The organism is Parabacteroides sp. An277 (assembly GCF_002159645.1).
In the GTDB taxonomy this organism is placed as follows: Bacteria; Bacteroidota; Bacteroidia; order Bacteroidales; family Tannerellaceae; genus Parabacteroides.
In genome coordinates, this window is sequence record NZ_NFJB01000002.1 from 149,622 (window position 1) to 165,815 (window position 16,194).

Below are 16,194 nucleotides of genomic sequence, written 5' to 3' on the forward strand. Positions count from 1 at the left end.
CGGAGTGCTCTGTAAACGTCGCGACGCCGTCGCGGAGAAATCGGAGCACTCTGCAAAACGTCGCGGCGCATCGGGCCGTCCTCAGCCGCTCAGGCATTCGCCTCTTCGGGCCGTTTCACGGCTTTGTAAATGGAATAACCTACCGCGCCGAGGAGCAGGAGCAAAATCAGGAAACTGCTGTATGCCTCGACGTTAGCTGCTACGATATAACCCTCCGGACGGAACTCGAACACCACCTGATGCTCGCCCGCCGGGATGCGCATGGCACGGAGAATCCAGTCGGCGCGGAAATGCTCGGCGGGTTTGCCGTCAATCGTAGCCTTCCAGCCCGGCTGGTAATAGATTTCGGAGAAGACCGCCACCTGCTCGGTCGAAGCCTTTGCCGTGTAAACCAACTTGTTCGGGCGGTACGAATCCAATTGGATGCTCGCCGTAGAGTCCGGTTGAGGCGCAAAGCCCTCCAGTTGCGCAGCAAAACGCTTGTCTACCACCGCCGTCTGCTTCGGGTCTATCTCGTTCAACGCCTCAATCTCGGCATCCGGATTTTCCACCTGGCGCACTTCGCGGACGAACCAGGCGTTCCCATTCGCGTAAGGATTCACCAAAGGAGGTTGCGAAGGATTGTAGACGATGTATTTCGTATTCAGCATGTTCAGCGAAGGACAGGCCGCAAAGACGGGCAAGAAATCCGCCGCGCTTTTCACGTGCTGGAAGACGCCGATGATGGAATTGATTTCCTCCTGCAAGCGATGGTCAATCAAGTCTTGATACCGGCGCAACTTGGCGGCATGATAACCTCCAATCGAGTGATGGTAATAGGAGGTCTGCGTTTCGAGGAACGGATTGTTCAGGTTCAGCACGCGATACGAACTCTTGTCTTTCAAGATTTCCTTGTCCGCCGCGCTTTCAGTATACACATTTTGAATATCCTGCTTCGGGACGAAATTCTTTTCGTTCAAGTAACGCTTGTCGACTGTCCATAAATCGATAAATATAAGGAACGTAACGCCGATGCCGACCCACGTAGCCACTTGCTTCTTGTTTTTAGCCACCCCATACCACGCCACTAAGGCCGCGCCCAAGAGGATAAAGAGCAGCGAACGCAAGGCATCCGACGAAGCCAAAGACGCGCGGTCGATAAGCAAAGCGTTATAGAACTTCTCTGGTAATTGATATTGTGCGTCATACGTAGAACGGAAATCCAAGAACAGACTCGGCATCAACCAGATAATCAAAGATAAACCACCCGTAATCGCCAACGAAGCGATAAACCCACGCTTCAATCGCTTTTCATCTACTTGCTGATTCAATATCTCTTTCAATCCCCAAATACCAATGATGGGAGCGACCATATTCGGGATGACCAACGCCATCTCGACAGTACGGAACTTGTTGTACATTGGCAGGTAATGGAACATGAAATCGTTGAACCACATCAGATTCCTACCCAACGCCAACAACGTCATAAACACCGCCCCGGCGAAAAGCCACCACTTCATCGGATTCCGAATGACAAACATGCCTAAAATGAACAGAAAGCAAACCAAAGCACCGAAATAAACCGGTCCGGATGTAAAACTCTTGTCTCCCCAATAAGTAGGAGCTTGGATTTCAGAACCTACTTTCATTCCCGCCATTTTGGCTTCGTGGTAGAATTCGGAATCAGAACCTAACATACCGCCCGACGCGCCACCGTAGGCATTCGGAATCAAGGTAGTCAGCAATTCCGCCTTGCCATAACTCCAAGCGAAGGCATAATCCTGATCCAAACCGCTCGACTTCTTTTCAACCACACCCTCGGCGTTTGGTTTCGGAGTCAATTCGGATTCGCCACGGATGGAATGTTGCCCCAATTCCCAGCTGCTATATAATCCTTTCGCACCAGGCAGTATGGCGAGCACGGCGCATACCAATAGGATGCCCGTAACTTTCCCTAATTCCGTAAGTTCCTTCTTTCGAACCTTGTCGACTACATATCCCAAATAGATGAAAAGACATAAAAGGAACAGATAATAGGTAATCTGGATATGATTATTACTAATCGACAAAGCGACACCTAACAGGAATAACACCGCTCCCCACAGATATTTTCGTTTAAATAATAACGCCATACCCGCGAGCGTGACTGGCATATAGCCAATTACGTATCCCTTCACGATATGTCCCGCCTCAATAATAATAATATTGTAAGAGGCTAATGCAAATGCAAATGCACCAGCCAAGGCAAGCCAACAACTGGCACCCATCACGCACATCAAAAGGTAAAAGCATACCAATCCGACGAATATCATCGACGCATCCCGGTAACTCAACGACTTGAAGACTTTTTCTATCATTTTGTATTGAGGTAGATCCGGAGCCGGATTCCCATACCCCGCCACATAAGGCATTCCGCCAAACATCGCATCCGACCATGCACTAAACTCGCCCGGAGCTGCCGTTTCCGCATATGGCTCCATTTGGCTGTTCCCCATGCCGGTAGCCTTGATATCATCACCTTGCCGAAGCACTTTCCCGTCGAGCACCGACGGTGCAAAATACGCTATCGTAGCCACCAACAATATCAGAATGGCTACAATATGTTTCACCGATTTCTTCAATAAATCCTGCATATATATCTATTTCTTTGATTTATCAAACCCTTCCTTCCACCCATTTCGCCGTATAAAAACGAACCGCAAACCAGACATGAAGCAAAGTCGTGGCAAATTTACCATAATATTTGCACATAATCGCATATCTTTCTTTCAAAGACGCTTTGCGTTGCGTTGTACTCATTCCATCTTCCAAAAAATGAGAAAGAATCATATGTGTATTATACGTCATTTTCGCCATTTTCAGACAACGGATACACCAATCGTAATCAGCACTCAAACGATAATGCAAATCATATTCCGGAGCAATCGTACGTTTGGCAATGAAAGATTGATGACAAACCAACATGCCCATCCGAAAGCTTTTCCATGTTAATCTTTTCGGAGCTCTCAAACGACGCATACCCAGCATTCTTCCATCCGCATCGACAATAGCCGTCTCGCCATAAACTACGTCTGGAAGCGTTTTACACTTACTCAACTTATGGGCTACGCGTTGTACTGTATCTGCGCTCGGGAGTGTATCGCCAGCATTGACGAACCAAACATAATCACCCGTCGCATGACGCAAACCTTTGTTCATGGCATCATACAAACCATGGTCTGGCTCCGTCGTCCAAAAAGCGATACCTGGCGCATACTCACGAATCATATCTACGGTTCTGTCTGTTGAACTTCCGTCGATAATGATATATTCAATGTTTGGATATGATTGACTCAAAATGCTTAAAATAGTCCGCTCTAACCATTTCTCGGCATTGTATGTAATGGTGATAATAGAGAATTTCATTTTACTAATTCATTGTACAAATCTATATAGCGCTTAGCTACCACCTCTTCGGCATATTCTCGCTGTACTTTCTCCACACAGGCTTCCGATAAGCGAGCTTTATCCGGATAATCCAATACCCAACGAATGCCACGAGCTAAATCTTCTGCATCTTTATAATCTGCAACATAACCGTTACGCTTGTGATCTATCATCTCAGGAATACCACCTGTACGGAAACCTACACAAGGTGTTCCGCACGCCATTGCTTCCATGATGGTGTTGGGGAGATTTTCATCTAAGGACGAGGTTACAAACAAATCTACGGCATTATATAGTATAGAAATTTTTACTTCATCGGATAAATAGCCCATCGAATGAATAGGAATGGGAAACATACTCTTTATTTCTTGTTTTATCTGCCCGAAGACTACTAATTCTATATCTTTTCGCCTCAATAGAAATAAAGATCGAATGAGATAATCAACCCCTTTTCGACTATCTGTTACATTTAATGCACCAAACAGAATCAAATATTTATCTAAAGGTAAATTTAATTCCTTTCGGCAAGCCACTTTTTCTTTTTGACAAAAGACAGATGCGTTTATTGCATTCGGAATATTTAGTACATGTTTTCTTTTTAATAGCCCACTGACTAAAGCTTTCTGTTTTAGCCAATCACTACAACCAACAAATGTTATATTGGCATTTTGATAGATGAATTTCTTTTTGCGATAGACATTTGTTGATAAGTCAAAAGATTGACTCTTTAAATAAAAGCAAGATTCACAAAGTTCTTGATATTTATTACATTCGCGAGCATGATGGCAAATCCCTGTGCAAGGCCACATGTCATGCATTGTCCAAACAATGGGTTTCCTTAAATCTACTAATGCTTTAATATCCTTTAAAGAAAGAAACCCTTGATTTATCCAATGCAAATGAATAATATCTGCGTCTTGCACTAACTTATTCCTACTAATATCATTACCTACGTTTGCTATCGATACTCGAAACAATTCTGATCTGCTAAAATGATTGAAGAGAAATATGATAAATCGTTCCCAATAAAAACGGAAACAATTCAACCATCGCATCCATCCGGAACGATTAACGGTATAAACGTGTTCCTCTTCTCTTACCAAATCACGAACCAACATGTCTGCTTGTATACCTTGTTTTTGCAAAGCTTGCATCAAACGATGTGCAGCTACGGCCGCTCCACCGATTCTATCAGAAGTGTTTAGAAGTAGGATTTTCATTTCTTATAGTATTTACAACATAATATTGGCCACAAAGCGGCTCTTATAATAGCAATACATGTAGATTTTTCTGAAGCATAAAATATTTTATTGCGAAGTTTTATGCAAAGTAGAGAGGCTTTTACTTGTGCAAAGAATGAATTTGTTCCTAATAATTTAGATAATTGTAATGCTGTTTTCAAATTATCTGGTCTAATGGGATATTTCTCCATATATTGATGAACAGCATTCATATATCGTTGCATATTCGGATAATTATTTCGATATTGTATTATGCTAGTCCACATATAAGAGATAATGTTATTTATTGTTCGCCTGTTATTATCTGGTTTTACATAAGACGCAGCTTTTATATGTCGCCTATGTTTTGTCATAAATTCCTTACATACAGATAATTTACCTCCGTATATATTTGCAGCAATTGCTAATTGTGCATCATAAGACCAGTTCTTTTCTTCAGGTAACAAGTTTACTAATTCCTTTTTAAATAACATGGCATGTCCTGGTATCACCGGATAGAAAATTAGGCGTTCCAAACCATAGTTTGGAACTCTTCTGTCTATATTTAGTGGAATATTTTCATTGGTGAACGGTGAGCTTAATGAAAAACATAAAAGATTGTTATCTATGCATTTTATTTGTTTTTCTATTTTCTCTAAATCCCAGATATCATCTTGATCTGAAATAGCAATATATTCACCTTTTGCTAAATGAATAGCAGATATGAAATTCTGGGTTATGCCTTTTTGTTGAGTATTTTGATGTATTTTTATAAAATCATATTTTAGAAAATATTCTTTTACTATATCTACCGTCTCATCCGTAGAACAATCATCTTGCACTATCAGTTCATAAATTGGATATGTCTGATTGAGAATTGAATCCAATTGTTCACGTAAATACTTTGCACCATTATAAGTGCACATCACTACTGATACGGTTTTCATATCGTATTTATAATTGTTCTATAATATATCTCATTAATCTCTTATATGAAAAGAAATTATTCCGAACCGCTTTTCTATCTATTTCCCGATTACACATAATATATTCCGGATGTTTCAAAGGGAAATGGATAGGTGTGGAAGGAACAAACAATTTATGCGCATTTTTAGTGGTATGCGTTGCATTGGGGTCGCCCAATCCAATATTAGTAACTAAATTAACCGAAGGATAAATGGACAACTGATGTTGTGTTCGCAACATATAATAATAAAATACGCCCCATGGATTTAAACCATGCCGATGATATAACGCATCTGGAATAAAACTATTGAAATAAATTTCTTCCCATTTATTACAGAAAAGGGATTTCCTACGCTCTGGATATTTTTCCCAAAAAGGAAAGTTCACATCCATGTTTTTCCATACACGACGCCAAGTAGCCCATCCCCAAATATGTGTAATATTACAAAAGTCATAACTCCATCCGTTTTTTACGATACCGGGCAAAAAACAATTTCCACCAATATGTCCAATTCGCTGGTCATCTTTATATCGTTCTAATAATTCCTCACAAAACGGGAAAAATGATAAATCCGGTAAACAATCGTCTTCCAAAATTATCCCTTGTTCCTCTTGTTCAAAAAACCATGAAATAGCCGACGAAATCGCTATTTTACAACCCAAATTCTTATCTCGATACAAATGTCTTACTTCACAAGGCCAATCTACTTTCGAGACAATTTCTTTTACCTCTTTGCAACGTAGCTTTTCATCATCTCTTCCTTCGCGAGGCGCATCGGCGGCAATATACAACCGTGCAGGTTGTACTTCCCGAATCCGGTTAAATACAACCTGCGTCGTATCCGGACGATTGAAAACCAAAAAAAGAATCGGTGTATTATATGTCATGACTTCATATGCTTACAAAAATAAAACAATCGTCATATTTCTCCATCCATTTTCCTAAAATCACGCCGCCATTTCCGGAAATTACGCCGTAAATAGGAACGTTTATAGTTATAATTGGAAAGGATTATAGGCATGAATAAAAATCGAATCAATGAAAAGGTTTATAACCAAAATGTCCTATTAGAAAATCCATTACCCCATATATATATGCTTTCAATATATCATATTTCCCCTGCCTTAAATAATTGATTATATTATGCGGTACAATAAATAATAAATGATAAGCAATCGCATAAAAACGTTTTTCCCCTTTTAAATTTCTTTTGTATAAGAGTAAACGATTTCTTGCATTGTAATAACAAACCAATGGGGAATTTTTTCCTGTTGAACAACTACCAATATGCAACAATTCAACACGAGGTTCGTATAAAAGGTGAAAACCTTTCTTTTGAAGGTGAAGAGATAAATCTACTTCTTCCGAATATAAAAAATACTCCTCAGGCCAACCATTGACTGACTTTAGAGCTTGTTTGGAAATCATAACGGCAGCTCCATGTATTAAAGGTGTCTCAACTGTATGGAAATCAACCTCTGAGTTCCGATAATGAATCTTATGTAAATAAGGATCTAACGGTTCACAACCAGCATAATTCAAACTACCATCTAAGTTCCTTATTTTAGGTGATATTGCTGCAATAGTAGGGTCATTCATTATTTTATTTAGTAGAAGGGATATACAATCTTGTTCTATAAGGACATCATTATTGATGAATAGAAAGTATTCTCCTTTTGCTTGTTTCACTCCTAAATTATTTCCTCCTGAAAAACCTAAGTTTTTTTCACTACGAATACTTTTTATCCATGGATATTCTTTTTGCAGTAGAATTGCTTCATCCTCTTTTGAACCATTATCTACAACTATTACTTCCCATTCGCTTGTTAAGAATGGATACAAAGAATTGAGAAAATTCTTTGTGTAAGAAAGACCGTTGAAATTAATAGTTATGATGGAAAGAATTATATCAGACATAAAAACAACTACAGATTGAAGCTACAATTATTATAACTAAAAATGAACGGATAAAAGAAACCTCGGATACGATTATTACTCTTGCTCAAATTGGGATATATCAAATGACTATTCTTCGAACATAAGATACAAAGTCTTAACAAAGATATATAATCAGAACATAATAAAAGAGATGCAATTTTTCTAACCAAATCATTTGCATATTTAGCTTGTACAATTGACGAATAAAATATGGTCCAAGCCTTTTTCTTTCTTAATTGTGCCAAATTTCTTATTCCACATAAGTAAGGTTGATACGTCGGTTTTATAACTTCTTTTCTGATATATTTCTCTCGCATCGTTCTTATTGCAGACTTTTCATGTATCCTATGCCAACTTAATGCAAATTCAACCCTGACGATGCTATTATTTAAGGATGCAAATACAGCTAACCACCAATCATAATAAATACATTCACTCCAATTATTTAATTCCATGCAGAATGAACGACGAATCAACATTGTATGACCTGGAATCGTATTAACAAATATCAAACGTTCAGAATTAAACAATGGAGTCAATAAATATTTATTAGAATCCGCATAGTTCTCACCTGCATAATATGCACTACAACATAAATTCTTATTTCCAATAGTTTCTATTTGCTTTTCTATCTTATACTTATACTATATATCATCCTGATCCGCAATAGCTATATATTCTCCTTTTGCCTTTTGTATAGCTGTTAAGAAATTACGATTGAAGCCTAAATTTTTTTCATTGATATATATCTTGATATCAACTTGAGGAAATCTTACCTGATACTCTTTCACAATTTCCACCGTTTCATCCGTCGAACAATCATCTTGTACTATCAATTCATAAATCGGATACGTTTGATTTAATATCGAATCTAATTGTTCACGAATAAAACGCGCACCATTATAAGTACACATCACCACTGATATTTTCTTTATTTCGACCTCCATCCTATTTTTTCTTTTTTATCAAATACCCCCAACACTCCTTGAACGTAGCAGACCCCGATAACCATGTTATCAACGTGTAGAGCGAGGCTGCTAATAATGTTTTGACGATTATGGATAGGTATATATTTTCAATTTTTAATGTAATCCAATAAGTAAATCCGATAACAAATAGGGCTATGCAAGCATAGGGTACAATGTCTTTTAATACATGCCATAAATTCAACCTTATCTCTTTATAAACGAAATAATGCCATACAAACAACCAAAGCATGTTCACGCAAACATATACGCAAGACATCGTATAAATACCATACGGATGAAGCAACAACATGAGAATGAGTTGCAACATACCAAGTGCTACAGTATTTCCTAAATAGACATTCGATTTACCCTTACTTATCAACAAGTTCGTGTATAATCCCGCAATAGGAATGAAAGTACCACCAATGGCTAATATTTGTAAGATATGTGCGCTTTCCAGCCATTTATCGGTAATGGCTATTGTTATCAGTTCAGGAGCAATCAAGGACAACCCCAACATGGCTGGAAAAGAAATAAAAGCGGTGAAACGAAGCATTTTACGAAAAGCACGTACCTGACGCTCCGGCTCATCGTTTATTTGTGCAAACAACGGTTGCGCCACACCTCCTACCATACCGGAAATCAATGAATGTCCCCGGTAATTCCAGTTATTTGCTTGGTTAAATTGTCCGACTTCCTTTTCGCCATAAAAACGTCCCAAAATCACAGAGAACAAATTATTATTGATATGCGTAAAAATATTGGTTAATAATAATTTGCTACTGAATCCTAACATCTCGCGAATAGGTCGGAAGTTCCACTGAAGCGTGGGACGCCAAGGACATACATTCCACACACAAAGAGTCAGTATGCTGATGTATACTAAACTCTGTGTCGCTAAACTCCAATAGGAAAAACCATTGAATGCCAACGTCACACCCACAATTCCTGAAAGCCCTAATGCCAAAATCGTAGCTATCGACCTTTGCCTTACCTGCAAAGTACGGAATAGGTAAGCAGACGGTATGATTCCCAAACTGGAAATGAAAAAGCCAAGAAAGGCATAGCGCGCTAATGGTATCAATTTCGGTTCGTTATAGAAATCTGCTATCAACGGTGCTAAGAAAAACAATATCCAATATAGGCAAAAACTAATAGAAATAGAAAACCAAAATACCGCATTATACTCCTCATGTTTTACCTCCTTTTTATTGGCTAACGCCGCAATGAATCCACTTTCTTGCAACGAACCGGCAATCAACGAGAATATGGTCAGCATACCAACCATCCCGTAATCTTCCGGACTTAATATACGCCCCAAAAAGATACCGAACAGCAGGTTCAGGAATTGCATCGAACCGTTGTTGATGAATCCCCAAAACAATCCACGGGCGGTTTTCTGCTTGAGTGTTTCTTCGGGCATTTTTTATCTATGCTGAGAATTTACCTTCCAATACAATGGTATTCAAATCCGTATTCTTCCATCTCCTTCGGTTCGTAGATATTTCGTCCGTCGATAACCAAGGGATTCTTCATCAGTTTCTTGATAGCGGCCCAGCTTGGCATCCGGAATTCTTTCCATTCCGTAAAGAGCAGGAGGGCGTCGGCCTCTATCACCGCATCATATATATCCTTCGCATAATGGATGGCATCGCCGATACGTCGTTTCGATTCAGGCATAGCTACGGGGTCGTAAGCATATACTTCGCATCCGGCGTCGAGCAATTTCTGGATAACGACAAGCGAGGGTGCCTCGCGCATATCGTCAGTTTCTGGTTTGAATGCCAATCCCCAGATGGCTATCCGTCTCCCTTTCAAATCTCCTTGGAAGTAATCGTAGGTTTTCCGGTAGAGGATGGATTTTTGCGCTTCGTTCACCTCTTCCACGGCTTGCAAGATACGCATCGGATAACCATGGTCTGCTGCCGTCTTGACCAACGCTTTCACATCTTTCGGGAAGCAAGAACCGCCGTAACCGCAACCCGGATAGAGGAACCGATGGCCGATGCGGACGTCGCTCCCGATTCCTTTGCGCACCATGTTCACATCGGCACCCACCCGTTCGCACAGGTTGGCGATGTCATTCATGAAGCTGATGCGCGTGGCGAGCATCGCGTTTGCGGCATATTTCGTCATCTCGGCCGAGGGCACATCCATGAAGATAACCCGGAAATTATTCAACAAGAAGGGGCGGTAAAGACGACTCATCAACTCTTTGGAACGTTCCGATTCGACGCCCACCACAATGCGATCCGGACTCATAAAATCCTTGATGGCTGCACCCTCCTTTAGGAATTCCGGGTTGGATGCCACATCGAATGTAAGCGTTGAGCCGCGTTTATCCAATTCTTCCTGTATGGCTTGGCGGACCTTCTGCGCCGTCCCGACCGGCACGGTGCTCTTCGTCACAATGGTCAGGTATTTGTCCATGTATTTCCCGACCGTCCGCGCCACCTCCAGCACGTAATGCAGGTCTGCGCTTCCGTCCTCGTCGGGCGGCGTCCCAACTGCACTGAACACCACCTCCACGTCGTTCAGGCAGACCGAGAGGTCGGTCAGGAAATGCAAACGTCCCGCTTTTTGGTTGCGCAGCACCATCTCCTCCAAGCCTGGCTCGTAAATGGGCATAATGCCGTTGTTCAAATCCTCAATCTTCTTTGCGTTGACATCCACGCAATATACTTCCGTTCCCATTTCGGCAAAACAGGTACCGCTGACCAAGCCAACATACCCCGTCCCGACTATCGCTATTTTCATGTTCTTTTTTACTGCAAATGATTACGTTATTATACAAAAGAAAGGGTACCCCAAGGCACACACCGTCTCGTCAGTCCCAAGCGGAGCTGACGAAACCCGCACAAAGATAAGGATAAAACCCCAATTTTGCCAAACGGACAGACCATCCATTTGCTTTTAAATGCTATCGGAGTGCCCCGACGAAATCATTTTTCCTATGATGAAACCGTCCGGGTACCCCGACAGCGCCATTTTTCCTACGATGAAACCGTCCGGGCACCCCGACAGCGCCATTTTTCCTACGATGAAACCGTCCGGGCACCCCGACAGAATCATTTTCCCTACGATGAAACCATCCGGGCACCCCGACAGAACCATTTTTCCTACGATGAAACCGTCCGGGTATCCGGGTAAGTGCTTTTTTCTTACTCATTCCCCATTTTTAGCCTTGCAGGCATAGATGCGCTGGATGATGTCGACCACCTTCAGCCCCTCCAGCACGTTCGTAGTGATGCTTTTGCCCGCCTTTTGGCTGAGCACCTCCACCACGTTGCGGATGACGAAGTTGTGGTTTTGCGCCGAGCCTTTGTAGGGACCGTAGTCGTTGCCTGGATTCGTGGGCGGGAGTTCAGGCATCTCATAATCTTTGATGTGGCAATATTCCACCTCGTTCATGTATTGCCCGCCGATCTTCACGCTGCCGTTCTCCGCCACGACGAGGAGGCTGCTCTCCATGTTCTTGTCCCACACGGCGGTGGAATAGTTCAGGCAGCCCATGCCGCCATTCACGAAATCGAACGTGACGAGCCCGGAATCCTCAAAGTCGGTCAACGCCGCGTGGTTGAAATCGGCAAAACGGGCCTGGATGTGGCAAATGTCGCCGAAGAGCCAATACATGATGTCGATGAAATGGGAGAACTGGGTGAAGAGCGTGCCGCCGTCCAACCGTGCATCGCCATGCCATCCGCCCGGCTTGTAGTAACGCTCGTCGCGATTCCAATAGCAATTCAGTTGCACCATGTAGATTTTCCCCAAGCGTCCGGATTCGACCATCTCCTTTATCCAGACCGAAGGAGGCGAGTAACGGTTTTGCATCACGCAGAAAGCCAACCGTTGGTAACGCAGGCAGGCATAGACCACGCGCTCGGCATCCTGTGTGGTAAGCGCCATGGGCTTCTCAATTACCACATGATGTCCTGTCTCAATCGCCCGTACCGCCATCTCCGCATGAAGCCCGTTCGGCGTGCATATATTAATGACGTCAATCTTCAAATCGGCTGCCAGTAGTTCCTCCAGGCCGGAGAAGAAGGGGGCGGGATATGCCTCGATACCCAATTCCGCTCGCGGACGGATATCGCACAGGGCTACCAGCTCCGCCCCTTCGTCGCGCGTAATCATCTCGGCATGCCGTTTCCCGATATGGCCACACCCGACGACGGCAAAGCGTATCTTTTTATCTTTATTTTCCATAAGCCAATAATGTTTGGGTGACGTAATCGATTTCCTTGTCCGTCATCTCGGTATGAATCGGCAAGGAAAGGACCGAGCGTGTCAATTGCTCGGAAACGTAAAGCGAAGAGCCGTTGCGCGCCAAGCCATAGAAGGCGTCCTGTTTGTGCATCGGCACCGGATAATAGACCATCGAAGGAATTCCCCGCTCTTTCAGGTATTGTTGCAAATCGTCCCGTTCGCCACCCGCTATCTGCAAAGTATATTGATGGAATACATGCGTCGAATAGTCGGCCCGGAAAGGAATCGCCCAACGGGCATCGTCCCTCAGCGCTTCGTCGTAGCGAACTGCTACCTTCCGACGTGCTTCGGCAAATGCATCGATATGGGGCAACTTGACCTCCAGCACCGCTGCCTGCAACGTATCCAAACGAGAATTGCAACCAATGATTTTATGGTGATACTTGGTTTGCTGGCCATGGTTGGCTATCATACGGGCACGTTCGGCCAGTCGGTCGTCGGACGTCATCACCGCTCCGCCATCTCCGTAGCAGGCCAAAGGCTTGGACGGGAAGAAAGAGGTGGTGCCGATATGGCCGATAGTCCCAGCTTTGCGTCGGCTTCCGTCTTGGTATATTACCTCCGCACCCAGCGATTGGGCATTGTCTTCAATCACATAGAGATGATTCTGTTCGGCAATCTGCATGATGCGTTCCATGTCGCCGCACTGCCCAAAGAGATGCACCACGATGATAGCACGCGTCTTGGGCGAAATGGCCGATTCGATTTGCCAAGGATTGAGGTTGAACGTCCGTTCATCCACATCGACCCATACCGGAATCAAACCCAGCAACGCGACGACCTCGGCGGCAGCCACATACGTAAACGATGGCACGATCACCTCATCGCCCGGCATCAAGTTCAACGCCATCAACGCAATCTGCAACGCATCCGTCCCGTTTCCACAAGGAATCACGTGTGGTACTTGCAAATAGTCCGCTAAGTGAGACGCGAACGCCTTCACTTGCGGACCATTGATAAAGGAACAAGTATCGATAACCTCTTGCATCGCCGCATCCACCTCCGGTTTCAGCCGGAGGTATTGGCGATGGAGGTCGACCATCTGTATATGTTCATTTTCCATTTTAAAAAGCTATATTTATTTCACTTCGCTCCCCGGCTTCACGCTCTTTTCGGGCATAATGACAGAGAGCTTGCCATCGAAATCCTCGGCGGAGAGAATCATGCCTTCCGACACGATGCCTTTCAACTTGCGCGGAGCCAAATTGGCGATGAAGCAAATTTGTTTGCCCACGAGCTCTTCCGGTTTGTAATGCTGGGCGATGCCGGAGACAATGGTGCGTTTTTCCAGTCCGTCGTCGATCCGGAACTGCAACAGTTTGTCGGCTTTCGGTACTTTGGTGCATTCCAACACCGTTCCTACGCGGATATCCAACTTCGTGAAATCGTCGAAGGCAATATTTTCGCGGATGGGTTTGGCTTTGTAGTTCGCCTCTTCGTTTGCCTTCTTCGTCGCGAGCAATTTGTCTATTTGCGCCTGTATCACGTCGTCTTCTATCTTCTCGAAGAGCAGTTCCGCCTTGCCCAACTCGTGTCCGGCTTCGAGCAGGTCGGTCGATCCCAAACGATCCCAGCCCAACGGCTCGACGTTCAGCATCGTGTTCAGCTTCTTCATGCTGAAGGGCAGGAACGGCTCGAAGGCGATGGCCAAGTTGGCCGTAATTTGCAAGGCAATGTGCAAGATCGTCGCCACCCGATTCATATCCGTCTTGGCCAATTTCCACGGCTCTGTGTCCGCCAAGTATTTGTTTCCGATGCGGGCGAGGTTCATGGCCTCCTTCTGGGCATCGCGGAAATGGAAGGTATCGAGCAAACGTTCCACGTCGGCTTTCACGTTCTTGAAGTCTTCGAGCGTTTGGCGGTCGTAATCCGTCAGTTCACCGGCTGCCGGTACTTTCCCGTCGAAGTATTTACCCGTCAACACCAACACGCGGTTCACGAAATTACCCAAGATAGCCACCAACTCGTTATTGTTGCGGGCTTGGAAATCTTTCCAGGTGAAATCGTTGTCCTTCGTCTCGGGGGCATTGGCGGTCAGGACGTATCGGAGCACATCCTGCTTGCCCGGCATATCCACCAAGTATTCATTCAACCAGACTGCCCAGTTGCGCGAGGTGGAAATCTTGTCGCCCTCCAAGTTCAGGAACTCATTGGCCGGCACGTTCTCAGGCAGGTTGTAGGTACCTTCCGCTTTCAGCATCGTAGGGAACACAATGCAGTGGAACACGATATTGTCTTTCCCGATGAAGTGAATCATCTTCGTTTCTGGGTCTTTCCACCATTTTTCCCAGCTGTCTGGCAGCAATTCTTTCGTGTTCGAAATGTAACCGATGGGCGCGTCGAACCATACATACAACACTTTGCCCTCAGCACCTTCTACCGGCACGGGGATACCCCAGTCCAAATCGCGGCTCACGGCGCGAGGTTGCAAGCCCATGTCGAGCCAGCTCTTGCACTGCCCGTACACGTTGGGTTTCCACTCCTTGTGGCCCTCCAGAATCCATTCGCGGAGGAAAGGTTCCCACTTGTCGAGCGGCAGGTACCAGTGCTTCGTCTGGCGCATGACCGGTTGGCTTCCGCTGATGGCCGACTTCGGATTAATCAAGTCGGTCGGGCTGAGCGACGTCCCGCACGCCTCGCATTGGTCGCCATACGCATGTTCGTTGCCGCAATGCGGGCAGGTTCCGGTGATGTACCGGTCAGCCAGGAACTGCTGCGCCTCTTCGTCGTAATATTGTTCGCTGGTTTTCTCGATAAACTCACCCTTGTCGTAAAGGGTGCGGAAAAATTCGGAAGCGGTTTCGTAATGGATTTTCGAGGTCGTCCGCGAATAAATATCAAACGAGATGCCAAAATCCTCGAACGATTTCTTAATAATATTATGATAGCGGTCCACCACGTCTTGCGGCGTAATGCCCTCCTTTTTCGCGCGGATGGTGATAGGCACACCGTGCTCGTCGGAGCCGCCAATCATAATCACCTCTTCCCCCTTCAGGCGCAAATAGCGCGCATAAATATCCGCAGGCACATAGACGCCCGCCAAGTGGCCGATGTGTACCGGTCCGTTCGCATACGGCAACGCCGTCGTGATTAACGTTCGCTTAAATTTTTTCTCCATACCAAATTTCTTCTGTTTTCTTCCGGCAAAGGTACGCATATTTTTTCGAACGTGCTACGATTGCCCGGCATACTATTTGCACCCCTCCTCCTAAGCTACCCCTTCCTGTTCTTGGAAATATCCATGTAATTTTATTTTATCACCTCCAGATACAAGAGAAATTAAAGTCATTTTACTTTGCTTTTTCCAGCTATGGGAGGAACTTATGCTATTTTACATGAATTCCTCCCGTAGCTGGAGTAATGAATATTATTTTACTTTTCTTTATCCTATAACTGGAAGAAATCAAATTTATTTATTCTATTTTCTCCA

The 16,194-nt window shown here is 44.2% G+C and carries 12 protein-coding genes; all 12 read right to left on the reverse strand.

The annotated features are described in order from the left end of the window. Positions 1–89 precede the first annotated feature (89 nt). Entirely contained in the window at positions 90–2,612 is a 2,523-nt protein-coding gene (locus B5F77_RS01510; protein ID WP_087326608.1) for a YfhO family protein, read from the reverse strand. 22 nt (positions 2,613–2,634) lie between these two features. Further along, positions 2,635–3,384 carry a glycosyltransferase family 2 protein gene (locus B5F77_RS01515; protein ID WP_087326611.1) on the reverse strand — a complete coding sequence of 250 codons (750 nt, stop codon included), beginning with the start codon at positions 3,382–3,384 and terminating at the stop codon, positions 2,635–2,637. Further along, positions 3,381–4,625, reverse strand: coding sequence for a glycosyltransferase family 4 protein (locus B5F77_RS01520; protein ID WP_087326614.1), 1,245 nt, complete (start codon positions 4,623–4,625; stop codon positions 3,381–3,383). Before B5F77_RS01520 ends, B5F77_RS01515 begins: the two co-directional genes overlap by 4 nt. After that, a complete protein-coding gene (locus B5F77_RS01525; protein WP_087326617.1) occupies positions 4,622–5,572 on the reverse strand; it encodes a glycosyltransferase in 951 nt (316 codons plus the stop codon). Before B5F77_RS01525 ends, B5F77_RS01520 begins: the two co-directional genes overlap by 4 nt. Before the next feature lie 7 nt (positions 5,573–5,579). Beyond that, complete coding sequence (locus B5F77_RS01530; protein ID WP_087326620.1) at positions 5,580–6,479, reverse strand: hypothetical protein; 900 nt, start codon at positions 6,477–6,479, stop codon at positions 5,580–5,582. Between the two features lie 148 nt (positions 6,480–6,627). Further along, the gene (locus tag B5F77_RS01535) at positions 6,628–7,509 is read right to left on the reverse strand and encodes a glycosyltransferase family 2 protein (RefSeq protein WP_087326623.1); all 882 of its coding nucleotides are present in this window, start codon (positions 7,507–7,509) and stop codon (positions 6,628–6,630) included. A gap of 665 nt (positions 7,510–8,174) precedes the next feature. Continuing rightward, positions 8,175–8,477 carry a glycosyltransferase gene (locus B5F77_RS01540; protein WP_087326626.1) on the reverse strand — a complete coding sequence of 101 codons (303 nt, stop codon included), beginning with the start codon at positions 8,475–8,477 and terminating at the stop codon, positions 8,175–8,177. A gap of 1 nt (position 8,478) precedes the next feature. Then, positions 8,479–9,921: a lipopolysaccharide biosynthesis protein gene (locus tag B5F77_RS01545; RefSeq protein WP_087326629.1), complete on the reverse strand. Its 1,443-nt coding sequence runs from the start codon at positions 9,919–9,921 to the stop codon at positions 8,479–8,481. Positions 9,922–9,941: 20 nt separating this feature from the next. After that, positions 9,942–11,255 carry a UDP-glucose/GDP-mannose dehydrogenase family protein gene (locus tag B5F77_RS01550; protein ID WP_087326630.1) on the reverse strand — a complete coding sequence of 438 codons (1,314 nt, stop codon included), beginning with the start codon at positions 11,253–11,255 and terminating at the stop codon, positions 9,942–9,944. A gap of 408 nt (positions 11,256–11,663) precedes the next feature. Next, positions 11,664–12,704, reverse strand: a complete 1,041-nt coding sequence (locus B5F77_RS01560; protein ID WP_087326635.1) for a Gfo/Idh/MocA family oxidoreductase — start codon at positions 12,702–12,704, stop codon at positions 11,664–11,666. Then, positions 12,694–13,827 carry a DegT/DnrJ/EryC1/StrS family aminotransferase gene (locus B5F77_RS01565; protein WP_087326638.1) on the reverse strand — a complete coding sequence of 378 codons (1,134 nt, stop codon included), beginning with the start codon at positions 13,825–13,827 and terminating at the stop codon, positions 12,694–12,696. The genes B5F77_RS01560 and B5F77_RS01565 overlap by 11 nt, the downstream gene beginning before the upstream one ends. A gap of 15 nt (positions 13,828–13,842) precedes the next feature. Beyond that, positions 13,843–15,882: a methionine--tRNA ligase gene (gene metG / locus B5F77_RS01570; RefSeq protein WP_087326641.1), complete on the reverse strand. Its 2,040-nt coding sequence runs from the start codon at positions 15,880–15,882 to the stop codon at positions 13,843–13,845. Positions 15,883–16,194 lie beyond the last annotated feature (312 nt).

What these genes read in the sequence shown, in the direction of transcription:
- B5F77_RS01510 (WP_087326608.1), bottom strand. Translation starts at nt 2,612, where the DNA reads ATGCAGGATTTATTGAAGAAATCGGTGAAACATATTGTAGCCATTCTG.
- B5F77_RS01515 (WP_087326611.1), bottom strand. Translation starts at nt 3,384, where the DNA reads ATGAAATTCTCTATTATCACCATTACATACAATGCCGAGAAATGGTTA.
- B5F77_RS01520 (WP_087326614.1), bottom strand. Translation starts at nt 4,625, where the DNA reads ATGAAAATCCTACTTCTAAACACTTCTGATAGAATCGGTGGAGCGGCC.
- B5F77_RS01525 (WP_087326617.1), bottom strand. Translation starts at nt 5,572, where the DNA reads ATGAAAACCGTATCAGTAGTGATGTGCACTTATAATGGTGCAAAGTAT.
- B5F77_RS01530 (WP_087326620.1), bottom strand. Translation starts at nt 6,479, where the DNA reads ATGACATATAATACACCGATTCTTTTTTTGGTTTTCAATCGTCCGGAT.
- B5F77_RS01535 (WP_087326623.1), bottom strand. Translation starts at nt 7,509, where the DNA reads ATGTCTGATATAATTCTTTCCATCATAACTATTAATTTCAACGGTCTT.
- B5F77_RS01540 (WP_087326626.1), bottom strand. Translation starts at nt 8,477, where the DNA reads ATGGAGGTCGAAATAAAGAAAATATCAGTGGTGATGTGTACTTATAAT.
- B5F77_RS01545 (WP_087326629.1), bottom strand. Translation starts at nt 9,921, where the DNA reads ATGCCCGAAGAAACACTCAAGCAGAAAACCGCCCGTGGATTGTTTTGG.
- B5F77_RS01550 (WP_087326630.1), bottom strand. Translation starts at nt 11,255, where the DNA reads ATGAAAATAGCGATAGTCGGGACGGGGTATGTTGGCTTGGTCAGCGGT.
- B5F77_RS01560 (WP_087326635.1), bottom strand. Translation starts at nt 12,704, where the DNA reads ATGGAAAATAAAGATAAAAAGATACGCTTTGCCGTCGTCGGGTGTGGC.
- B5F77_RS01565 (WP_087326638.1), bottom strand. Translation starts at nt 13,827, where the DNA reads ATGGAAAATGAACATATACAGATGGTCGACCTCCATCGCCAATACCTC.
- metG (WP_087326641.1), bottom strand. Translation starts at nt 15,882, where the DNA reads ATGGAGAAAAAATTTAAGCGAACGTTAATCACGACGGCGTTGCCGTAT.